Below are 18300 nucleotides of genomic sequence, written 5' to 3' on the forward strand. Positions count from 1 at the left end.
TATGAAGAAACTAATTTGCATATTAACTCTTTTATTTGTTCAGTTTGTTTTCGCGCAAGCTACAATCAATATAAAAGGACAAGTGATGGATTCTATTAAAAATCCATTAGAAGCCGTTACGGTTTATGTAGTGAAAGAAAAGGACAATACCGTAATAGAATATAGTATGTCTAATGCAGAAGGGTATTTTGATTTAAAAGTAAAAGTGCCTGAGGAAAAGATACTTTTCAAAGCCAGTATGGTTGGATTTAAGCCCTATACAAAAACGATTGAAGTAGCCAAGGAAAGAACTTATGATTTGGGAGCTATAAGGTTACAAGAGCTCGTGACTAATTTAGATGAATTGGTCATTAAAGCTGATATACCCCCCATTCGCGTTAAAAAAGACACACTGGAATTTAATGCTTCTTCTTTTACGGTACGCCCAGATGCGAATTTAGAACAATTATTAAAACAATTACCTGGTTTTCAGATTGATGATGATAAGAAAATTACGGTTAATGGCAAACAAGTTAGCGAGATATTGGTCAATGGCAAACCCTTTTTTGGAGAGGATGGCAAGGTAGCTTTAGAAAATTTACCCTCAGAAATTATCAATAAAATTCAAGTAACAGATAAGAAAACAAAGAAAGAAAAATTTACAGGCGAAAGAGCTAAATCTGAGGATTCTAGTCTAAATATTACGATTGATGAAGCGAATAACAAAGGTTATTTTGGCAAGATTTTAGGCGGATATGGATCCGATAAACGCTATGAAGGAGGCTTGTTTTTCAATGCTTTTTTTAATAAAACACAACTTAATGTAATTGGATCTGCCAATAATATCAATGCCATGGGATTTTCGATGGATGAGGTTTTTGATAATATGAGGATGGGAAAAAGTTCGGGTGGAATTACGGAATCAAGAATGTTAGGGGTAAACTTTGTTCAGGATTTAAATGAAAAATTGAAAGTAAATGGAAGTTATAATTATAATTTCTCAGATACAGAAAGTAAGAATAGATCAACGGTTACACAATTTCTGCCCTCCGGGGAATTTGTTAATAATTCAGAGTCAAATTCTAATAGTGATTCTGAAGGACATTCAACGAATGTCTCCATAGATTACATCGGAGAGAAGGATTCCTTTTATATTATGCCCGCTTTTCAAACGAATTATTCAAGAGCAGTAACTAGTTCTAAAGATAAAGCATTGGATGAAAAGGGAGAACTATTAAATGATAATGAATCTCAGGCTTCGAGTACGGGAGATAGCAATACTTTCTCTAATTCGATTCGATATATGCGCAAATTGAATAGAGAAAGACAATTTTTTACGCTAGAATTTATGAATGCAAATAGTGTAAATTCTAGCGATGCTTTACAAGAATCAATTACGCATTTTTATAAAACAGAGGAAGAAGATATTCGTCGCCAATATCAAAGACAGAATAACTCCAGTGATACCTATAGTTTATCCTTTGAATTTAGTCAGCCTATTACAGATTCACTTACCCTATTGCTAGGGAGTAATTGGACTAGAGCACAAACCATTACAGATGCCAAGGTCTTTGATTACAATGAAGCTACACAAGCCTATACTGATTTAAATGCCCTGCAAACTAATCGCTACTATACCGTTCAAACGACAGTTGCTCCTTATGCAGGATTTAATTTTAGGCACAATAAATTCAATGCAGATTTTAATACATCAACAAATATTGTTAAGAATAGTGTAGAAGCACTTTATAACCAGCAGAACTATACGTTAGATAAAAAATATATTGATCCTAATGTTCGATTAAATTTGAGCTATGCTTTAACAAAAGGAAACTATCTGTGGCTGTTTTACGCGTATAATGTAACCTATCAGAGTGCAACTCAACTCTTGGATATTGTCGATGTGAGTAACCCTTTGAATACATTTGTTGGAAATCCAGATTTAAGACCAACGGGGAATCACTCAATTAATTTGAGTTATAGATCCTATAATTTTCAGACTCGTTCAGGCTATTCCTTAAACGGTAATGTCAATCTTTTGAATAACAGTATTGTCAATGCCATTGATTATGATGAAGATCGAAAGAGTATATCAACCTATAAAAATGTTTCTGGAGCGCATAGTTGGGGGATAAATGGTTCTTGGTATCGTTCTTCCAAGTGGAATGAGTTTAATATGCGTTATGGTATCAATATGCGTTACAATCAAAGTGTTCAAAAAGGATATATGGATGGGGTTACGTATGACGCGATATCCAATAGTTTAAGTCCAAGGGTATATGTCAATTTTGATTATGGAGAGTTGTTTAGAATTTCACCCTCGTATAACTACAATACCAATTGGTCAAGCTATAAAAATTTCAGTGTAGATCGCGCTAGTAATTATACACACAATGCTGGTTTAGAAACGGTTTTATATTGGCCTCAAAAATTCACAATAGGCAATGATTTTACCTATACCTATAATTCGCAAATCGCTTCAGGTTATAATCGAGATTTTTACATGTGGAATGTAAGTTTGGCCTATGAGTTTTTTAATGATCGATTCAAGGCTAAAGTCAAAGTATATGATATGCTAAATCAAAATACGAGCTCAAGAAGAACGATTGATGCTACTTCCATTGCAGATTCAGAAAGCTTGGTTTTAAAGCGCTATGTGATGTTTTCGTTGACGTATAGCCTCAAAGAATTTGGAGGTAAGGCAATGAGAGGAAATCGCGGAGACTATGGAGGGGGAAACCGCGGAAATTTTACTAGAATGGGAAGACGATAAAAAATAAAAAGCGGTTGTTTCAGATGAAAACAACCGCTTTTTTTATAAGAATGTAGGCTACCAACTTCCGCTTGATCCGCCTCCAGAGAATCCTCCACCTCCGAAGCCGCCGCCGAATCCGCCGCCGCCGCCGAAGCTACCACCTCCTCCGAAACCTCCACCACCGGAGCTTCTTCCTAGGTTGCTGAGTATAATCATACTGGCTAAATCACCCATAAAACCTCGATTACCCGAGTTTCCAGGTCCGCCTCCATTGTTTTTTCCTTTGCTAAAAAATATAGTTCCTACAATTAGAGCAATAATGGCTAATAAGCAAAATAAACCGCCAGTCTCATTATCGCCATCCATTCGGGCATCTTTATCTGCTTGGTAGGTTCCAGCAAGCATTTCCATAATTCCATCCACACCCTCATTTAAGCCCGCATAGTAATCCCCTTTTTTAAATGCTGGAATAATTCGATTGCGAATCAATTCTCCCCCTTGTCCAGCTGTAATTTGAACTTCAACCCCGTATCCAGGATAAATCCCAATTTGCCTTTCTTGAGCAGCCATTAAAATTAATACCCCATTGTCTTTCCCTTTTTGACCAATACCCCATTCATGTCCCCATTTAGGGCCTAATGTTCCGATGCTCTCTCCGTTTAAAGAGGGAATGGTCACAACCACAATTTGAGTTGAGGTTGTATCGCTATACTGAATTAGCTTTTGTTCCAAAGCCTTGCTTTGTTGGCTTGTAAGAATTTTAGCATAATCATAAACAGCGGTTTGTTGGCCTGTTGATGGTTTTGCTGGAATATCAAATTGCGCGTAATTGACTTGCGAACAAAGTAATATAAAAGCAAATACAACATAGGATAGAACTTTGTTACCTAGTTTTTGCATGTTTAATTAAGCTTTTGATATTTCGTTTGATAGTTCATTTTTGTTTTCTCCTTTTGAGGGAAAATACACCTTCAATTGACTACCTGCTTTGAGTATACCATAAACAAGTCCTTGTTTGTATAACCCTTGTTTAAAGTGATTAATAACAAGTTCTTTGGTACCCTCCCAAAAATTTTCTGCCTTTACTTGTTGATCAATTCCTTTATCCCCAAGAATAACAAAAGCTTTCGAGTTTAGACATAGATAAAATAACACACCATTGGCATGGGTGGTTTGATCCATCTTTAACTCAAAAAACACCTCCTGTGCTCTAGTATAAGGTTCTTTGGTCGATTTGGTTTCGATGTGAACCCTAATTTCACCAGTCGTATTTTTTTCAGCTTGTGTAATGGCATCTATAATTTCTTGCTCGTCCGAAGGGCTTATAAATTGATTGATGGGTTGCATAAGCAATTAGAATTTTACTTTTGGTGCGTTTTCAGCGCCTGCTTCTGCTTTGAAGAAAGGTCTTTCTGAATAACCCGTTAAAAAGAATTTATTTGGCACTTTTAAAACATAACCATTATACATTTGTACAGCATCATTGAATCGACTGCGTTGGGTGAAAATTTGATTTTCAGTACTCGCTAGTTCATCTTGTAATTTTAAGAAGTTCTGATTTGTTTTTAAATCAGGGTATTTCTCAACTGTAACCAATAAACGCCCTAAAGCACTTGATACACCCGATTGAGTTTGTTGAAAATTAGCTAATTGTGCTTCTGTCATATTGGTTGGATCAATTGAAACTGAAGTTGCTTTTGCTCTTGCATTAACTACGGCTTCTAAAGTAGATTTTTCAAAATCTGCAGCTCCTTTTACAGTCTCAACTAAGTTGCCAATAAGATCATTTCTTCTTTGATAGGCACCTTCAACATCTGCCCATGATTTGTCAACGGCTTGCTTGTGTCCCAAAGCCGTGTTTTGATAATTCATAGATAGTAAGAAGTATCCGCCAATTAATACAACTAATACGATGATAATAGGTAAGATTTTTTTCATGATTTTTCTTTTTTAGAGTTCGTTTTTTATGCTTATTAATGTTTCTTTTATATATTCTAATCGCTTGATTATTTCGAGGTTGTCAACCACTTCTTTCGGTTTTAACTTGAGTTGATCCTTTGCGCCATCTAAGGTGAAACCTCTTTCTTTTACAAGGTGATAAATCAACTCAAAGTTTTTTACATCCTGTTGAGAAAACATGCGATTGCCTTTGGCATTTTTTTTGGGCTTTATAATATCAAATTCTTTTTCCCAAAAACGAATTAAGGAGGCGTTGACGTCAAAAGCTTTTGCTAACTCGCCAATACTATAATATCTTTTTTCAGGTAAATTAACTTTCATTAGTCTAGAGATTGATTTTCGTGGTTAGCTTCTTGTAATAATAATTCAAATTCTTTGGCTGAAATATCGCCATAATAATAATTTAATGGATTGACAGGATCGCCTTTGTATAGAACTTCATAGTGTAAGTGAGGACCGGAACTTCTTCCTGTACTTCCTGAATAAGCGATTATATCGCCTCTCTTTACAACTTGTCCTGCTTTTACATTGTATTTACTTAAATGAGCATATCGCGTGATATAACCATAACCATGCTCAACTTCAATTAAATTTCCATAGCCCGAAAGTTGATTATTTGCTCTTGTTACTTTTCCATCACCTGTAGCAAAAATGGGAGTCCCACTATCAACAGAAAAATCCATGCCTGAGTGAAACTTTTTAATTTTAGTAAAGGGATCACTTCGATAGCCATAACCTGAAGCCATGTGTTTTAAATTTTCATTTTTTACAGGTTGAATCGCTGGAATAGCCGCTAAAAGCTTTTCTTTTCCTTTGGCTAAATTGATAATATCATCTAAAGAACGGGATTGAATTGCTGTTTGTTTAGCTATAAGGTCAATTTTTTCTGTTGTTAATCGCAATAACTTTTCGTTTTGAAAATCTTTGAATTCTTTGTATCGATTAATCCCGCCTAAACCAGCTTTGCGCTGTTCGTCAGGAATGGGAGCCGTATTAAAATAAGCTCTGTATATTTCATTATCGCGAACTTCCAATTCATCCAAAACTTCCGCAATAAGATCAATCTTTTTATTGAGTAAGGTGTAATTAGTTTTAAATTCTGCGACTTCTCTTTCGAGCATTTTTTCTTTGGGTGTGGCTAAAATATTTGAATTGATTAAAATAAATAAACCAAATAGTCCGAAGGCAGCTGCAGATAGAATAAACAACAATAGATTTACGATTCTCTTAGAAGATTTGGGACGTATTCTGTGAAACGCTAACTTTTCAGAATCGTAATAATATTTTACCTTAGCCATAATTTAAAAAAACACTATTTTTGCACTAATTTTGTATACACCTTGAATTGATTTTAAAAGGCATTAAAAAACAAATTTAAACAATGTTTTGGTTTAATACCGGGTTAAATAACAAATGGAATTAAAAAATTAACAGATTTTGTTGGTCAATAGAGGTTTTAAAAATACAATTTAGTACGTTATTTAAAAGTTTGATAGAAAATATTAGTTTCCGAAAATATGAAATCACAAGAAATTCGCCAGAAGTTTTTAAACTTTTTTGAGGAAAAAGGACATTTAATTGTTCCTTCAGCACCGATCGTTTTAAAAGATGATCCTACTTTGATGTTTAACAACTCTGGGATGGCCCAGTTTAAAGAGTATTTTTTAGGAAACGCCACACCCAAAAGTAAACGTATTGCAGATACACAAAAATGTTTACGTGTTTCCGGAAAGCACAATGATTTAGAAGATGTAGGTTTTGATACCTATCACCATACGATGTTCGAGATGCTTGGAAACTGGTCTTTTGGAGACTATTTCAAAAAAGAAGCAATTGCTTGGGCTTGGGAATTCTTAACGGAAGTTTTAAAGTTAGAAAAAGATCGGTTGTATGTTTCTGTATTTGAAGGAAATCCTGCAGAAAATGTACCTTTTGATCAAGAAGCGTTTGATCTTTGGAAACAATATGTAGCTGAAGACCGCATTATTTTAGGGAATAAAAAAGATAATTTCTGGGAAATGGGAGATCAAGGCCCTTGTGGTCCTTGTTCTGAAATTCATATTGATTTGCGTACCAACGAAGAAAGAGCAGCCGTTTCTGGTTACTCTTTAGTAAATGCAGATCACCCACAGGTAGTTGAAATCTGGAATAATGTATTCATGGAATTCAACCGAAAAGCAGACGGATCTTTAGAGAAATTACCCGCACAACACGTGGATACAGGTATGGGATTTGAACGTTTGTGTATGGCTATGCAAGGCGTGACTTCTAATTATGACACGGATGTGTTTACACCGTTAATCCGAAAAGTAGAAGAAATTACGGGATTAAAATACACGGATAATACCGTTCAAAATATAACAGAGCAACAAAATAAAATAAATATTGCGATTCGCGTTGTTGTGGATCACGTTCGCGCAGTAGCTTTTGCAATTGCCGATGGACAGTTACCGTCAAATACGGGTGCAGGCTACGTAATTCGCCGTATTTTACGTCGTGCGATTCGCTATGGTTTTACGTTTTTAGACACCAAAGAACCTTTTATCTATAAATTGATTGATGTGTTAGCAGCTCAAATGGGGACTTTCTTTCCAGAGATTATCGCTCAAAAAGGGTTGGTAGAAAATGTAATTAAAGAAGAAGAAGCTTCCTTCTTACGCACCTTAGAACAAGGTTTGCATTTGTTGGATCAAGTCATTGGAAAAACAACAAGTAAAGTGGTTGATGGAGCAAAGGCATTTGAGTTATATGATACATTTGGATTCCCCATCGATTTAACTGCTTTGATCTTAAGAGAAAAGGGATTTGAATTAGATGAAAAGGGATTTGAAATGGCAATGAACGAACAAAAAACTCGTTCAAGAGCTGCTTCTGAGGTTTCTACTGACGATTGGACTCTTTTAATTAAAGGGAATGTAGAGCAATTTGTCGGTTATGATCAATTGGAAAACGAAGTGAAAATCACGCGTTATAGAAAAATTGATAGTAAGAAAGACGGAAAATTATTCCAATTGGTATTGGATGCAACGCCATTTTATCCAGAAGGAGGAGGACAAGTAGGAGATAACGGTATGCTTATCTCTGCAAATGAATCAATCGCTATTATCGATACGAAAAAAGAAAACAACTTAATTTTACATATCGTAAGAGAATTACCGACCAATGTTGAAGGTAGTTTTATGGCAAAAGTTGATGTAGATGCGCGTAAACAATCCATGGCAAACCATTCGGCTACCCATTTATTACACCAAGCGTTGCGCACAATCTTAGGAACGCATGTGGAACAAAAAGGGTCCTTAGTGGCACCTACGCATTTGCGTTTTGACTTTTCTCATTTTGCTAAAGTGACAGAAGAAGAATTACAAGCGGTAGAAGATTTCGTGAATAACCGCATTCACGAACAATTGCCTTTGATTGAAAGACGCAGTATTCCTTTTAATCAAGCCGTAGAAGAAGGTGCAATGGCTCTTTTTGGTGAGAAATATGGAGATGAAGTACGTGCGATTCGCTTCGGTGAAAGCATGGAATTATGTGGAGGTACACATGTGCAAAATACAGCAGACATTTGGCAATTTAAAATTGTTAGTGAAGGGGCTGTAGCAGCGGGAATTCGCCGTATTGAAGCGATTACCAATAAAGCAGCGAAAGCGTTCTATGCAGATCAAGAACATACCTTAAAAGAATTAAAAGCGGCATTAAAGAACCCACAAGATACTTTGAAAGCCGTTGTTTCACTGCAAGATGAAAATGCAAAGCTGAAAAAACAAGTAGAGCAGTTGTTAAAAGAAAAAGCGAAAAATGTAAAAGGAGAATTAAAAACACAGATTCAACTTATTAATGGAGTTTCGTTTTTAGCGGCTGAAGTTGATTTAGATGCAACGGGAGCCAAAGATTTAGCGTATGAATTGGGTAGTGAATTAACCAATCTATACGTAGTTCTAGGTTCAGTAACAGACGATAAGCCGATGTTGACCTGTTATGTTTCTAAAGAAATTGTGGAGACAAAAGGATTAAATGCTGGACAAATTGTTCGTGAATTAGGTAAGTACATCCAAGGGGGTGGAGGAGGACAAGCTTTCTTTGCAACTGCAGGAGGTAAAAATCCTGATGGCATGAAAGAAGCCATCAGCCATGCTATAGATTATTTAAAATAGTTAGCTATATATTGAAAGATTCCTATTCGTAGGAATCTTTTTTTCTTATACATATTCGATATGAATTTTAGTACTGTTGTTCCAATCTCGTATACTGGTAAAAAGATTACCTACGAGGATAAGATACTTTGTTTGGGGTCTTGTTTTGCGGTTACTATTGGAGAGAAATTTAAAACCTATCAGTTTCAGCAAACCATTAATCCTTTTGGTATTTTATTTCATCCAAAAGCCATTGAAAAAATAGTTGAATATGCTGTACAAGGCTATGAATTCACAGCTTCTGATGTTTTTGAACACCAAGAAATATGGAGCTCTTTTGTTGCACATTCGGATTTAAACGAATTGGAACAGGAGGATATTGTAACCAAATTAAATGTCAAGTTATTCGATTTGCAAACGGCCTTGCGAGAGAGTTCGTTTATTACACTGACTTTCGGTACAGCTTTGGTATACGCTTTAAAAGAAACAGGTGAACTAGTCGCCAATTGCCATAAAGTGCCCAATGCGCAATTTGAAAAGCGATTGCTGACGTATGAAGAAGTTGTAGGGAGTTATAAACATTGTATCGAACTAATCCGAACAGTGAACAGTGAGGCGCATATTTTGTGTTCGATATCACCTGTGCGTCATATCAAGGATGGTTTTGTGGAAAACCAAAGAAGCAAGAGTATTTTGTTTGCTGCGTTACATCATGCTATTGCTGAGCTGAAAGACGCGAAAGTTAGCTATATGCCAATATATGAAATTGTCATGGATGAATTAAGGGATTATCGCTTTTATGCAGCAGATTTAATCCATCCCAATGCAGTAGCAATTCAATATATTTGGGAGCGTTTTGTTGCGCATTATATTGATGAATCCATGTATGTGGTAATGAAAAAGGTAGATGAGGTACAAAAGGGATTGAATCACCGCCCATTTAATCCAACCGCAGAACAACATATGAAATTTTTAGATTCGTTAATCGAAAAGATTGACGATTTATTAGCACATTATCCTTTTATGAATTTTAGATAAGCGTATGAGAAGAGTATTCAAAGTCATTTTTTCCTTTTTTTTAGTTCTATTCTTTATGTTTATGGGAGTAGTCATCTATCAATATACCCTTGGGAAATCCACAAGCAATATCGAGTATAATTCGAACTTGATTCAGGAGCAATTAAAAAATGTAAGTAAACTGATTGTAACAGAGGCGAATTATACCCAAGTCATGACATATGAAGATCAACAGAAGTATTTGTTGAATTTAGTTTCTTTTACAAAAAAGGCTGTTGTTATTGTTAATGCTAAAGCTACGGTTGAATATGATTTGAGTCAATTGAAATACCAAATTGACGAACCAAATAAGCGAGTTCAGATTTTATATATTCCAGAACCCGAAATACATATTTACCCCGATTACAAATTGTATGATGTAGAAACCAGTAAGTTCAATCCTTTTACAGGTGCAGATTACAATAAAATTAATGCAAGAATTAAAGACGACTTACACCAGAAAATTGAAAATTCCACATTAAAAGCCAATGCAGAAAATCGCTTAATCAGTGAATTGGGAAAATTGCTTGTTGTAACTAATATGTTGGGATGGGAATTGGAATACCAAGGAAATACGATAAAAAAAGAAAGTGACTTTTCAGCCACTTTCCCTATGTAATTTAAGCTTGTTCAATAATACTTACGCCATCTTTAATTAAATGGGCAACTTTCGGTCTATCCACTTTAAGTTGTTCTAAGCGATTTAGTGCCTTTTGATACAGGGTGTCTTCTTTGTGCTTTTTAGCTAGCTCCAAAATTTCAACCGTCAATAACCAATCCGTTGGATATACTTGAATTAAAGTGTCTAAGAGGGTATTTAAATCTGTTGTTTGATTGTCTTCGCGCATCACTCGAATTTGGTGATAAAGACCTTCTAATCTTATTTTTTCATCATCTCTTTTCGCTTTAATCGTTTGTGAAGAGGGAACGTGATTCACTAAATTAAAGCTTCTATAGTCTGCAGGGCCTGAGAATGCGGAAATAACATCCGCTCCAACAGCCATGTCATAGATGCCCCATTCAGGCTGGAATAAAATCGTATTGCCGTGTTTCACCGTACAGTCTTTAAAGCTGATTGATATAATCTTGCCGTGAATATTTCGGATTCCTGTAATATTTGTACCAGAAACCGTAATATCACCTTCGAATTCTAAGGTAACAGGTTGTCCTTCGAAAAGATTATAGGCTTTTAAATCACGGGGACTCATATCTTCAATCGCCAAGTTGATACCTTTTAATCTTCCTAAAGCTGTACCAAAACCATGTGGATGTGTTTCCGTTCCGTGTCCAACTAATTCTTTTTCTCTATAAGATAGGACTGTAGCACCTGTTGTTTGTACATAAACAGGTTTACCTTCATGCGCAATTACATTCGTAAAATGCCCGGAAATTTGAATCCCTGTATTCAATTCAATCGTTCCTAATGCTTTTGAATCAATCAACTTTTGAATGCCTTCTAATCCGCCTTTTCTCAAAGCCATTTTGTTGGCAAAGTTTTCTAATACTTCACTTAAATAGGCGAAATCAGGGGTTACATACAGTTGGGGTTGAGGTTTTGTAATGTCAAAGCCTTGGTTTGCAGCCTCAATTGTATAAGGAAGTTTCTCAACATTATTCGTCATACACCAAGCGCTCTCTCCAATCGACGATAATAATCCCGCACCGTAGATTTTTGGATTGTCAACCGTTCCTATTAAACCATATTCAACGGTCCACCAATGTAAGTTTCGAATCAACGCCATTTCAGAAGGTGCAGTCGTGATGGCTTGTAAGCGATCTACTTCCTCTTCTGCTTTTTTAATATCCTCTTCTGCTACGCCTTCTGCTTCTTTTAATATCGATAGCAAACGAATGGCTTCATAGATTTCATAATCATGAGCAGAAGAAATGGCTTTACAGCCAATTTCTCCAAAGCGTCTTAAATATTCTGCGTATTCTGGATTAGCAATAATAGGAGCATGTCCAGCTCCTTCGTGAATGATATCTGGTGCAGGCGTATATTCAATATTTTCTAATTGTCTAATATCGGATGCAATTACCAGTACTTTATAGGCTTGAAATTCCATAAAAGCATTAGGTGGGATAAAACCATCAACGGCTACCGCAGCCCAACCAATGGCTTTCAGAATTCTATTCATGCCATACATACTTGGTATTGACTCAACAGAAATTCCTGTTTTATCTAATCCATCCAAATAAGAATCATGAGCTACTTTAGATAAATAATCGACATTTTTGCGCATTACATAGCGCCATACAGCTTGATTAATAGGGGTATAGTCCTCATAATCTTGCGGTTTGATGAATTGTTTTAAATGTGGGGGTAATCGATCTATTAATTCGTTGCTTTCGTATTCTTTTGCGTTCATAGTATTCAAATAGTAGTTATAGTTGTTTGGTTGCGGTAAATATAAGGAAAAAGATGAATGTATTAAAAAATCTTACTTTTGACTAAGGTAACTAAGTAATAATGAAATTAGGCATCAAGGCTGGTGTTTTTTAAAATGTTAAAATAAATTATATGTTTTTATAGAGTTAAAAAAATAGTTTTATATTTTTTTTTGAGTTAAATATTTAATTATTAAAAGCTTTTGTTGTGTAAGATGCACTCTATAGCTTATATTGTTATGGAATATTAAAGAAAATATTAACTAATATTTTTTTTTGTTTCAAAAATGTTTTTATATTGCAACACAATTATTAACTAATTAAAGCAAATATTTATGAAAAAATTATTTATGTTTTTGGCTGTAGCTGGTTTAGCTACATTCGGAGCATCTTGTAGCAGTAGCGATGATAATGGTGGAGGAAAAAATCCTCAACTAGCATTATCAGCGGATAAAACGACTGTAAACGAAGGTGATTCAGTTACTTTTACTGTTAAAGCTGATGGTAAAGCAGAAACTGGGGCTGAACTTTATATTGGAAGTGAAAAAATCACGAATCCTTACAAATTTGCAACAAAAGGAGAGTACAAAGTTGTTGCTAAGAAAAGTGGAGCTACTGAAAGTGCTGCTGTTACAATCAACGTAGTTGAAAAAGGAGTAGAAATAAAAACGTTAGTATTATCTGTAGATAAAACTGCAGTTACAGTAGGAGGTAAAGTTAAATTTACTGTTAAAGATAATAAAGGTGCTAGTGTAGCTGGTTTTAAAATTAAACAAGTTGGTGGTGCTGATGTAACTGGAGATGAGTGGACAGCTCAAGCTGCTGGAACATTTAAATTTGTTGCTTCTAAAGAGGATTATACTGGAAGTAATGAAGTAAGTGTTGTAGTAACTGATGCTCCTGGAGGAAATATCGTATTAGCTCTTGTTACTAATCCAGCGGATATTTTTGCAGGACAAGGATTTGAATTAAGTATTAAAGACGCTGCTGGTGCTGGTATTACAGGTGCTGTTTTACATGTAGATGGTAATGCAACAACTATCTTATCAACAGCTGGTGGAGTATTCCGTATTCAAGGACCTGCAGGAACAATTAGTTTAACTGCTGTTTTTGATGGAAAAACTAGTAATGCTGTATCTGTAACTGTAAAAGAGGCTGAGCCAGTTGATGCTGATATGTCTGGAACTTTTGTATACACAGGAACAACTTATAATGTAAATGAAGGTTCTCTAGTATTTATGCGTTTGCAGTATGCTGATGCAACTAGAACAACTGTTGAAGCTCTTTGGCAAATTGAAGTAGAAACTGAGGGAGCAATGAGTGCATTAGTTGCATTTAGTACTCCAGCTACTCCAGCAGGTACAGGAGGTTCTTATAATTATGAAATTCCAACTGCAACAAATACAACTGCAAAAGCAGTAGCTGTATTCAATGGAAATAATAATGTAGGTGAAGCTACCGCTGGAATTACTTTCACTTTAAATACAACTCCAAATGCAGATCGTACTATTTATACAGGAACGTCTGCTACAAGTGCCACAGTAACAAATGCACCATTTACAATGAATTTAAATGGAGATTTCGTATATTTTGATGCTAGTGAGCAAAGTGCTAATGGAATTAGAGGTACTAGAGGATTTAAAGATGCTAACAATGTTGGAAAAGTAAAAGCTACTTCAACTAGAATCGCTAAAATGGTTAAATAATCTTTCAACTGGAAGATATTAAACATAAAGACTTTTAAAGTCTCAAAAAAAATAAAACCCCGTCCAAAAGGCGGGGTTTTTTCTTTTGTTCTCATTAATATTTGCGTGGTGTAACAATTGAGTTATAGATTAAATATGCGAATCAAGACTGTTTTTATCCAGAACGAATGTAGGGATGACATGAAAATAGTTTAATTACTCTTTTCGCTCTGTTAATCATAGTTTATTTAAATTCAATGAATATAATACGTTTTTTTTATCGTACTAAGAACTTCTCTTTTCGTGAAATAGACCTTGCTTTCAAGAAGTAAACAGTTGTATTATCTTAAATAATAATTTTTAAGATAATAGTACTAAGAGTAATTGTTGACGATATAAATTTTAAAAGATAAAAGTGTAAGTTATTTGCAGTTAGTAAATTTACTGCAAGATTTAATACATGTTGCGGGTCTAATATAGATAAAGTACAAAGGCTCAGTCTTGAATTACTATAGTTTTGTAGAAAATACAAAAAATAATTGTTCTTCTACAAATCTAATACGCGAAAAATTAAATTTTATACTGTTCAAAAAGTTTGAAAAATAAAAAATGCCCCATAAAGTGTTTAATTTTTTGGGGCATGTCTATTTTTTATTTTGCGAATACAAGTTTTACTTCTTCAATTCAGGCGGATATTTACTCAGTATCTGTTGAACAAAATTTTGAATTTTGGCTTCTTTCTTTTCAGGTGTTTTAGCATTATCGATATAACCTGTACCAACGCCTTGCCAAATTAAAGTCTTCTTCGCTGTATCTATAAAATCAATATACAGTTTTCCTTCAATCGAAGTCGATACGGTTGTAGAAGGCCCTCCATAAGGTGCATACCCCCATCCATAATACCCCCATCTAGAATAGAAGTAATCATTGTTCGTTGTAACGTTTACTTGTTGTTGCGATTTAGTAAAGATATTTACTAATAATTGAGGATTGCTATCTGTTTTAGTAAAACCCTTGGCTGTCATCTCTTGGTCAATCGCGTTGAGAATACGCTTTTTATCCAAGTCATTTAATTTTACATTATCAATTCCTTCTTTGAAGAAAGCATACGTTTGATAAGACGTGAAATTGGTGTTTTTGTCATAATCGGCAGAAACACTCACACTACTACAAGAAGCTGTAAAGATCGTTACAGCTGCAAGAATCAGAATTTTGAATACATTTTTCATCGCTTACTTATTTTATTTGTTGGTTAATTCAATAAATTATCGTCAACGATAGTTGGAATAGTAACCTTTAATAAAGGTTCAATTTCCATGGCGCGTTTTATGGCAAAAGTAGCTTCCTTATTTCGAGCCCAATTGCGTCGTGCAATACCGTTGTTTACATCCCAGAATAGCATCGACTTTAATTTGTCATCCGCTTCTTTACTACCATCTAAAAGCATACCAAAACCACCGTTGATTACTTCTCCCCAACCAACACCACCACCATTGTGGATAGAAACCCAGGTAGCGCCTCTGAAACTGTCTCCAATCACGTTTTGAATAGCCATATCAGCAGTGAAACGAGAACCGTCATAAATATTCGAAGTTTCGCGGTAAGGAGAATCCGTTCCTGATACATCGTGGTGATCACGCCCTAAAACAACAGGACCTATAATTCCCTCTTTTATCGCTTTGTTAAACGCTTCAGCAATTTTTATTCTCCCTTCCGAATCAGCATACAAAATACGCGCTTGCGATCCAACCACTAATTTGTTCTCTTGAGCACCTTTAATCCAACGGATATTATCTGCCATTTGTTGTTGAATTTCTACAGGTGAGTGTTGCATAATTTCTTCTAATACAAGAGAGGCAATTTCATCTGTTTTAGCTAAATCTTCTGGTTTGCCTGAAGCACATACCCAACGGAATGGACCAAATCCATAATCAAAACACATAGGGCCCATAATATCTTGGACATAGCTAGAGTATTTGAAATCAAGGCCATTTTCTGCCATGATAGCTGCACCAGCTCTAGATGCTTCTAATAAAAAGGCATTTCCATAATCAAAGAAATAGGTACCTTTGGCGGTGTGTTTATTGATAGCAGCAGCTTGTCTTCGTAAAGATTCTTGTACTTTTTCCTTAAATAGTGTAGGGTTACTAGCCATCATTTCATTAGCTTCTTCAAAAGATAATCCCACAGGATAATAGCCTCCTGCCCATGGATTGTGTAAAGAAGTTTGGTCAGAACCTAAGTGTACAAATACATTATCCTCTGCAAATTTTTCCCAAACTTCTACAATGTTCCCTTGGAAGGCAATGGATACAACTTCTTTGTTAGCTTGTGCTTTTTGAACGCGTTTTACTAATTCATCTTGGTCAGTGATTACTTCATCAACCCAACCTTGTGCGTGTCTTGTATGAACCGCTTTCGGATTTACCTCTGCACAAACGGTTATACAACCCGCAATATTTCCTGCTTTTGGTTGAGCGCCACTCATCCCTCCTAAACCAGAGGTTAAAAATAATTTACCTGTTAAATCTTCCCCGTTTTTAGCAATTTTTCGACCGCCATTTAATACGGTAATGGTTGTTCCATGTACAATACCTTGAGGGCCAATATACATATAGCTTCCTGCTGTCATTTGCCCGTACTGAGTAACACCTAAAGCATTGAATTTCTCCCAGTCATCGGGTTTAGAATAATTGGGAATCATCATTCCATTCGTTACGACAACACGAGGTGCTTTTGCATGCGATGGGAATAATCCCATTGGATGTCCTGAATACATAACTAAGGTTTGTTCATCCGTCATCTCAGCTAAATATTGCAGGGTTAAGCGATATTGTGCCCAGTTTGAAAAGACAGCGCCATTCCCTCCGTAGGTGATTAATTCATGTGGATGTTGAGCTACGGCATGATCCAAATTATTTTGAATCATCAACATAATAGCTTTGGCTTGCACTGATTTGCCTGGGTATTCCTCTATGGGTCTTGCATATATGGTATAATCCGGTCTGAATCGGTACATATAAATGCGTCCATAGGTTTCTAATTCTTCTTTAAATTCTTGAATTAACTCAGAATGATGCTTGGCATCAAAATAACGTAAAGCATTTTTTAAGGCAAGTTTCTTTTCATCCGCTGTCAGTATTTCTTTGCGTTTAGGAGCATGATTAATTGTTGGATCATACTCTTTTTTTGCTGGTAGCTCATTGGGAATTCCTTGTAAAATTTGTTCCTTAAAGGTCATTTTATGCGTTTTTTGATTAATTATTTATGTGTTTTTTAAGTAAAAACCTAAAAACTATTAACTAGTTTTGTGACGTAGTGAAACGTTGGCTTTTAAACGGTTTTTTCCGTAGGTAAGTTACTAAAAACTCTTGTATTATTTGTTTTAATATTTATACAAAAAATCGTTGTTTTCTCAGTATTAATTGTGAAAAAATACGAATAAAAAGAATGTAGTATGTTGGATTTGTTTTCAAATGATCGGGTGCCTACTGTGAAGCTTGATCTTCCCTTTTCGAATGGAATTGAAGTATATATTCGAAGAGAGGATCTCTTGCATCCAGAAATTTCTGGAAATAAGTTTCGAAAACTAAAATACAATATCGAGGCTGCAAATGCATTAGGGTATAAGCAGATGCTAACTTTTGGGGGGGCTTATTCCAACCATATAGCTGCAACTGCTGCTGCTGGAAGAATATTCGGTATTCAAACCCTTGGTGTGATTCGAGGGGAGGAAATCGAAACAATATACCAGGCCAATCCAACGTTAAAAAAGGCAGAACAGGATGGTATGCGCTTTAAATTTGTAACCAGAACCGCCTATAGAGAAAAAGAATCAACGGTGTTTTTACAGGATTTAAAGCAGGAATTTGGTGATTTTTATCTTGTTCCTGAAGGCGGAACAAATGCAGAGGCAATTAGAGGTACAGAAGAAATTTTACAACCTGAAGATTCAATATATACTTATATTTGTTGTGCTGTAGGTACAGGTGGAACAATCTCAGGAATAATTAATCGTTCTTTTGAACATCAACAAGTGCTGGGGTTTCCTGCGCTAAAAGGAGATTTTTTATATGGTGAAATTCAAAAGTATACAACCAAAAAAAATTGGGATTTACAACTCGAGTATCACTTTGGAGGGTATGCAAAATACAATACGGATTTATTGTGTTTTATTCGTGATTTTGAGCGGAATACAGGAATTCTTTTAGACCCTATTTATACAGGTAAACTAGTTTTTGGTATCTTTGATTTAATTGAGCGCAATCAATTCAAAAAAAACAGTAAGATCCTTGTTATTCATACAGGTGGCTTACAGGGGTGGAATGAAAAAATAAAGTAAGAG

Annotated in this window: 14 protein-coding genes; 6 read left to right on the top strand and 8 right to left on the bottom strand. The window is 35.4% G+C overall.

Features of this window, described 5'->3' with window-relative positions:
• Window position 1: 1 nt before the first annotated feature.
• Window positions 2-2752, top strand: coding sequence for an outer membrane beta-barrel protein (locus ACMHJ2_RS02275; protein WP_413511339.1), 2751 nt, complete (start codon window positions 2-4; stop codon window positions 2750-2752).
• Window positions 2753-2809: 57 nt separating this feature from the next.
• Here the strand turns inward: ACMHJ2_RS02275 and ACMHJ2_RS02280 are convergent, their stop codons facing one another.
• The 5 genes from ACMHJ2_RS02280 to ACMHJ2_RS02300 are packed head-to-tail and all read right to left on the bottom strand — an operon-like array spanning window position 2810 to window position 5991.
• Window positions 2810-3634, bottom strand: coding sequence for a TPM domain-containing protein (locus ACMHJ2_RS02280; RefSeq protein ID WP_413511340.1), 825 nt, complete (start codon window positions 3632-3634; stop codon window positions 2810-2812).
• A 6-nt stretch (window positions 3635-3640) separates the two neighbouring features.
• Window positions 3641-4081 carry a TPM domain-containing protein gene (locus tag ACMHJ2_RS02285; protein ID WP_413511341.1) on the bottom strand — a complete coding sequence of 147 codons (441 nt, stop codon included), beginning with the start codon at window positions 4079-4081 and terminating at the stop codon, window positions 3641-3643.
• Between the two features lie 6 nt (window positions 4082-4087).
• A complete protein-coding gene (locus tag ACMHJ2_RS02290) occupies window positions 4088-4672 on the bottom strand; it encodes a LemA family protein (RefSeq protein ID WP_413511342.1) in 585 nt (194 codons plus the stop codon).
• A 12-nt stretch (window positions 4673-4684) separates the two neighbouring features.
• Complete coding sequence (locus ACMHJ2_RS02295) at window positions 4685-5014, bottom strand: MerR family transcriptional regulator (protein ID WP_413511343.1); 330 nt, start codon at window positions 5012-5014, stop codon at window positions 4685-4687.
• Window positions 5014-5991 (bottom strand): M23 family metallopeptidase, encoded by a 978-nt coding sequence (locus tag ACMHJ2_RS02300; protein ID WP_413511344.1) that lies wholly within the window; start codon window positions 5989-5991, stop codon window positions 5014-5016. Before ACMHJ2_RS02300 ends, ACMHJ2_RS02295 begins: the two co-directional genes overlap by 1 nt.
• A 219-nt stretch (window positions 5992-6210) precedes the next feature.
• On the opposite strand from ACMHJ2_RS02300, the gene alaS reads away from it, so the two are divergent.
• From alaS to ACMHJ2_RS02315, 3 genes are read left to right on the top strand one after another with little or no spacing between them, the layout of a single operon-like run.
• Window positions 6211-8847: an alanine--tRNA ligase gene (gene alaS / locus ACMHJ2_RS02305; protein ID WP_413511345.1), complete on the top strand. Its 2637-nt coding sequence runs from the start codon at window positions 6211-6213 to the stop codon at window positions 8845-8847.
• Between the two features lie 60 nt (window positions 8848-8907).
• Window positions 8908-9864, top strand: a complete 957-nt coding sequence (locus tag ACMHJ2_RS02310; protein ID WP_413511346.1) for a GSCFA domain-containing protein — start codon at window positions 8908-8910, stop codon at window positions 9862-9864.
• Between the two features lie 4 nt (window positions 9865-9868).
• Window positions 9869-10501, top strand: coding sequence for a DUF4230 domain-containing protein (locus ACMHJ2_RS02315; RefSeq protein WP_413511347.1), 633 nt, complete (start codon window positions 9869-9871; stop codon window positions 10499-10501).
• Between the two features lies 1 nt (window position 10502).
• Here the strand turns inward: ACMHJ2_RS02315 and ACMHJ2_RS02320 are convergent, their stop codons facing one another.
• The gene (locus tag ACMHJ2_RS02320) at window positions 10503-12251 is read right to left on the bottom strand and encodes an aromatic amino acid hydroxylase (RefSeq protein WP_413511348.1); all 1749 of its coding nucleotides are present in this window, start codon (window positions 12249-12251) and stop codon (window positions 10503-10505) included.
• A gap of 354 nt (window positions 12252-12605) precedes the next feature.
• On the opposite strand from ACMHJ2_RS02320, the gene ACMHJ2_RS02325 reads away from it, so the two are divergent.
• Window positions 12606-13976, top strand: a complete 1371-nt coding sequence (locus ACMHJ2_RS02325; protein ID WP_413511349.1) for a hypothetical protein — start codon at window positions 12606-12608, stop codon at window positions 13974-13976.
• Between the two features lie 650 nt (window positions 13977-14626).
• Here the strand turns inward: ACMHJ2_RS02325 and ACMHJ2_RS02330 are convergent.
• Together ACMHJ2_RS02330 and ACMHJ2_RS02335 are read right to left on the bottom strand one after the other, a co-directional pair.
• A complete protein-coding gene (locus ACMHJ2_RS02330; protein ID WP_413511350.1) occupies window positions 14627-15184 on the bottom strand; it encodes a DUF4136 domain-containing protein in 558 nt (185 codons plus the stop codon).
• A 23-nt stretch (window positions 15185-15207) separates the two neighbouring features.
• Window positions 15208-17196, bottom strand: a complete 1989-nt coding sequence (locus tag ACMHJ2_RS02335) for a urocanate hydratase (protein ID WP_413511351.1) — start codon at window positions 17194-17196, stop codon at window positions 15208-15210.
• A 216-nt stretch (window positions 17197-17412) separates the two neighbouring features.
• Here ACMHJ2_RS02335 and ACMHJ2_RS02340 point away from each other — a divergent pair, with 216 nt between their 5' ends.
• Window positions 17413-18297: a 1-aminocyclopropane-1-carboxylate deaminase/D-cysteine desulfhydrase gene (locus tag ACMHJ2_RS02340; protein WP_413511352.1), complete on the top strand. Its 885-nt coding sequence runs from the start codon at window positions 17413-17415 to the stop codon at window positions 18295-18297.
• Window positions 18298-18300 lie beyond the last annotated feature (3 nt).

Origin of the sequence: Myroides odoratus, assembly GCF_965118575.1 — a bacterium.
In the GTDB taxonomy this organism is placed as follows: domain Bacteria; phylum Bacteroidota; class Bacteroidia; order Flavobacteriales; family Flavobacteriaceae; genus Flavobacterium; species Flavobacterium odoratum_B.

Bases quoted from the DNA above. Each gene is read 5' to 3' on its own strand.
- ACMHJ2_RS02275 (WP_413511339.1), top strand. From the start codon at position 2: ATGAAGAAACTAATTTGCATATTAACTCTTTTATTTGTTCAGTTTGTT.
- ACMHJ2_RS02280 (WP_413511340.1), bottom strand. From the start codon at position 3,634: ATGCAAAAACTAGGTAACAAAGTTCTATCCTATGTTGTATTTGCTTTT.
- ACMHJ2_RS02285 (WP_413511341.1), bottom strand. From the start codon at position 4,081: ATGCAACCCATCAATCAATTTATAAGCCCTTCGGACGAGCAAGAAATT.
- ACMHJ2_RS02290 (WP_413511342.1), bottom strand. From the start codon at position 4,672: ATGAAAAAAATCTTACCTATTATCATCGTATTAGTTGTATTAATTGGC.
- ACMHJ2_RS02295 (WP_413511343.1), bottom strand. From the start codon at position 5,014: ATGAAAGTTAATTTACCTGAAAAAAGATATTATAGTATTGGCGAGTTA.
- ACMHJ2_RS02300 (WP_413511344.1), bottom strand. From the start codon at position 5,991: ATGGCTAAGGTAAAATATTATTACGATTCTGAAAAGTTAGCGTTTCAC.
- alaS (WP_413511345.1), top strand. From the start codon at position 6,211: ATGAAATCACAAGAAATTCGCCAGAAGTTTTTAAACTTTTTTGAGGAA.
- ACMHJ2_RS02310 (WP_413511346.1), top strand. From the start codon at position 8,908: ATGAATTTTAGTACTGTTGTTCCAATCTCGTATACTGGTAAAAAGATT.
- ACMHJ2_RS02315 (WP_413511347.1), top strand. From the start codon at position 9,869: ATGAGAAGAGTATTCAAAGTCATTTTTTCCTTTTTTTTAGTTCTATTC.
- ACMHJ2_RS02320 (WP_413511348.1), bottom strand. From the start codon at position 12,251: ATGAACGCAAAAGAATACGAAAGCAACGAATTAATAGATCGATTACCC.
- ACMHJ2_RS02325 (WP_413511349.1), top strand. From the start codon at position 12,606: ATGAAAAAATTATTTATGTTTTTGGCTGTAGCTGGTTTAGCTACATTC.
- ACMHJ2_RS02330 (WP_413511350.1), bottom strand. From the start codon at position 15,184: ATGAAAAATGTATTCAAAATTCTGATTCTTGCAGCTGTAACGATCTTT.
- ACMHJ2_RS02335 (WP_413511351.1), bottom strand. From the start codon at position 17,196: ATGACCTTTAAGGAACAAATTTTACAAGGAATTCCCAATGAGCTACCA.
- ACMHJ2_RS02340 (WP_413511352.1), top strand. From the start codon at position 17,413: ATGTTGGATTTGTTTTCAAATGATCGGGTGCCTACTGTGAAGCTTGAT.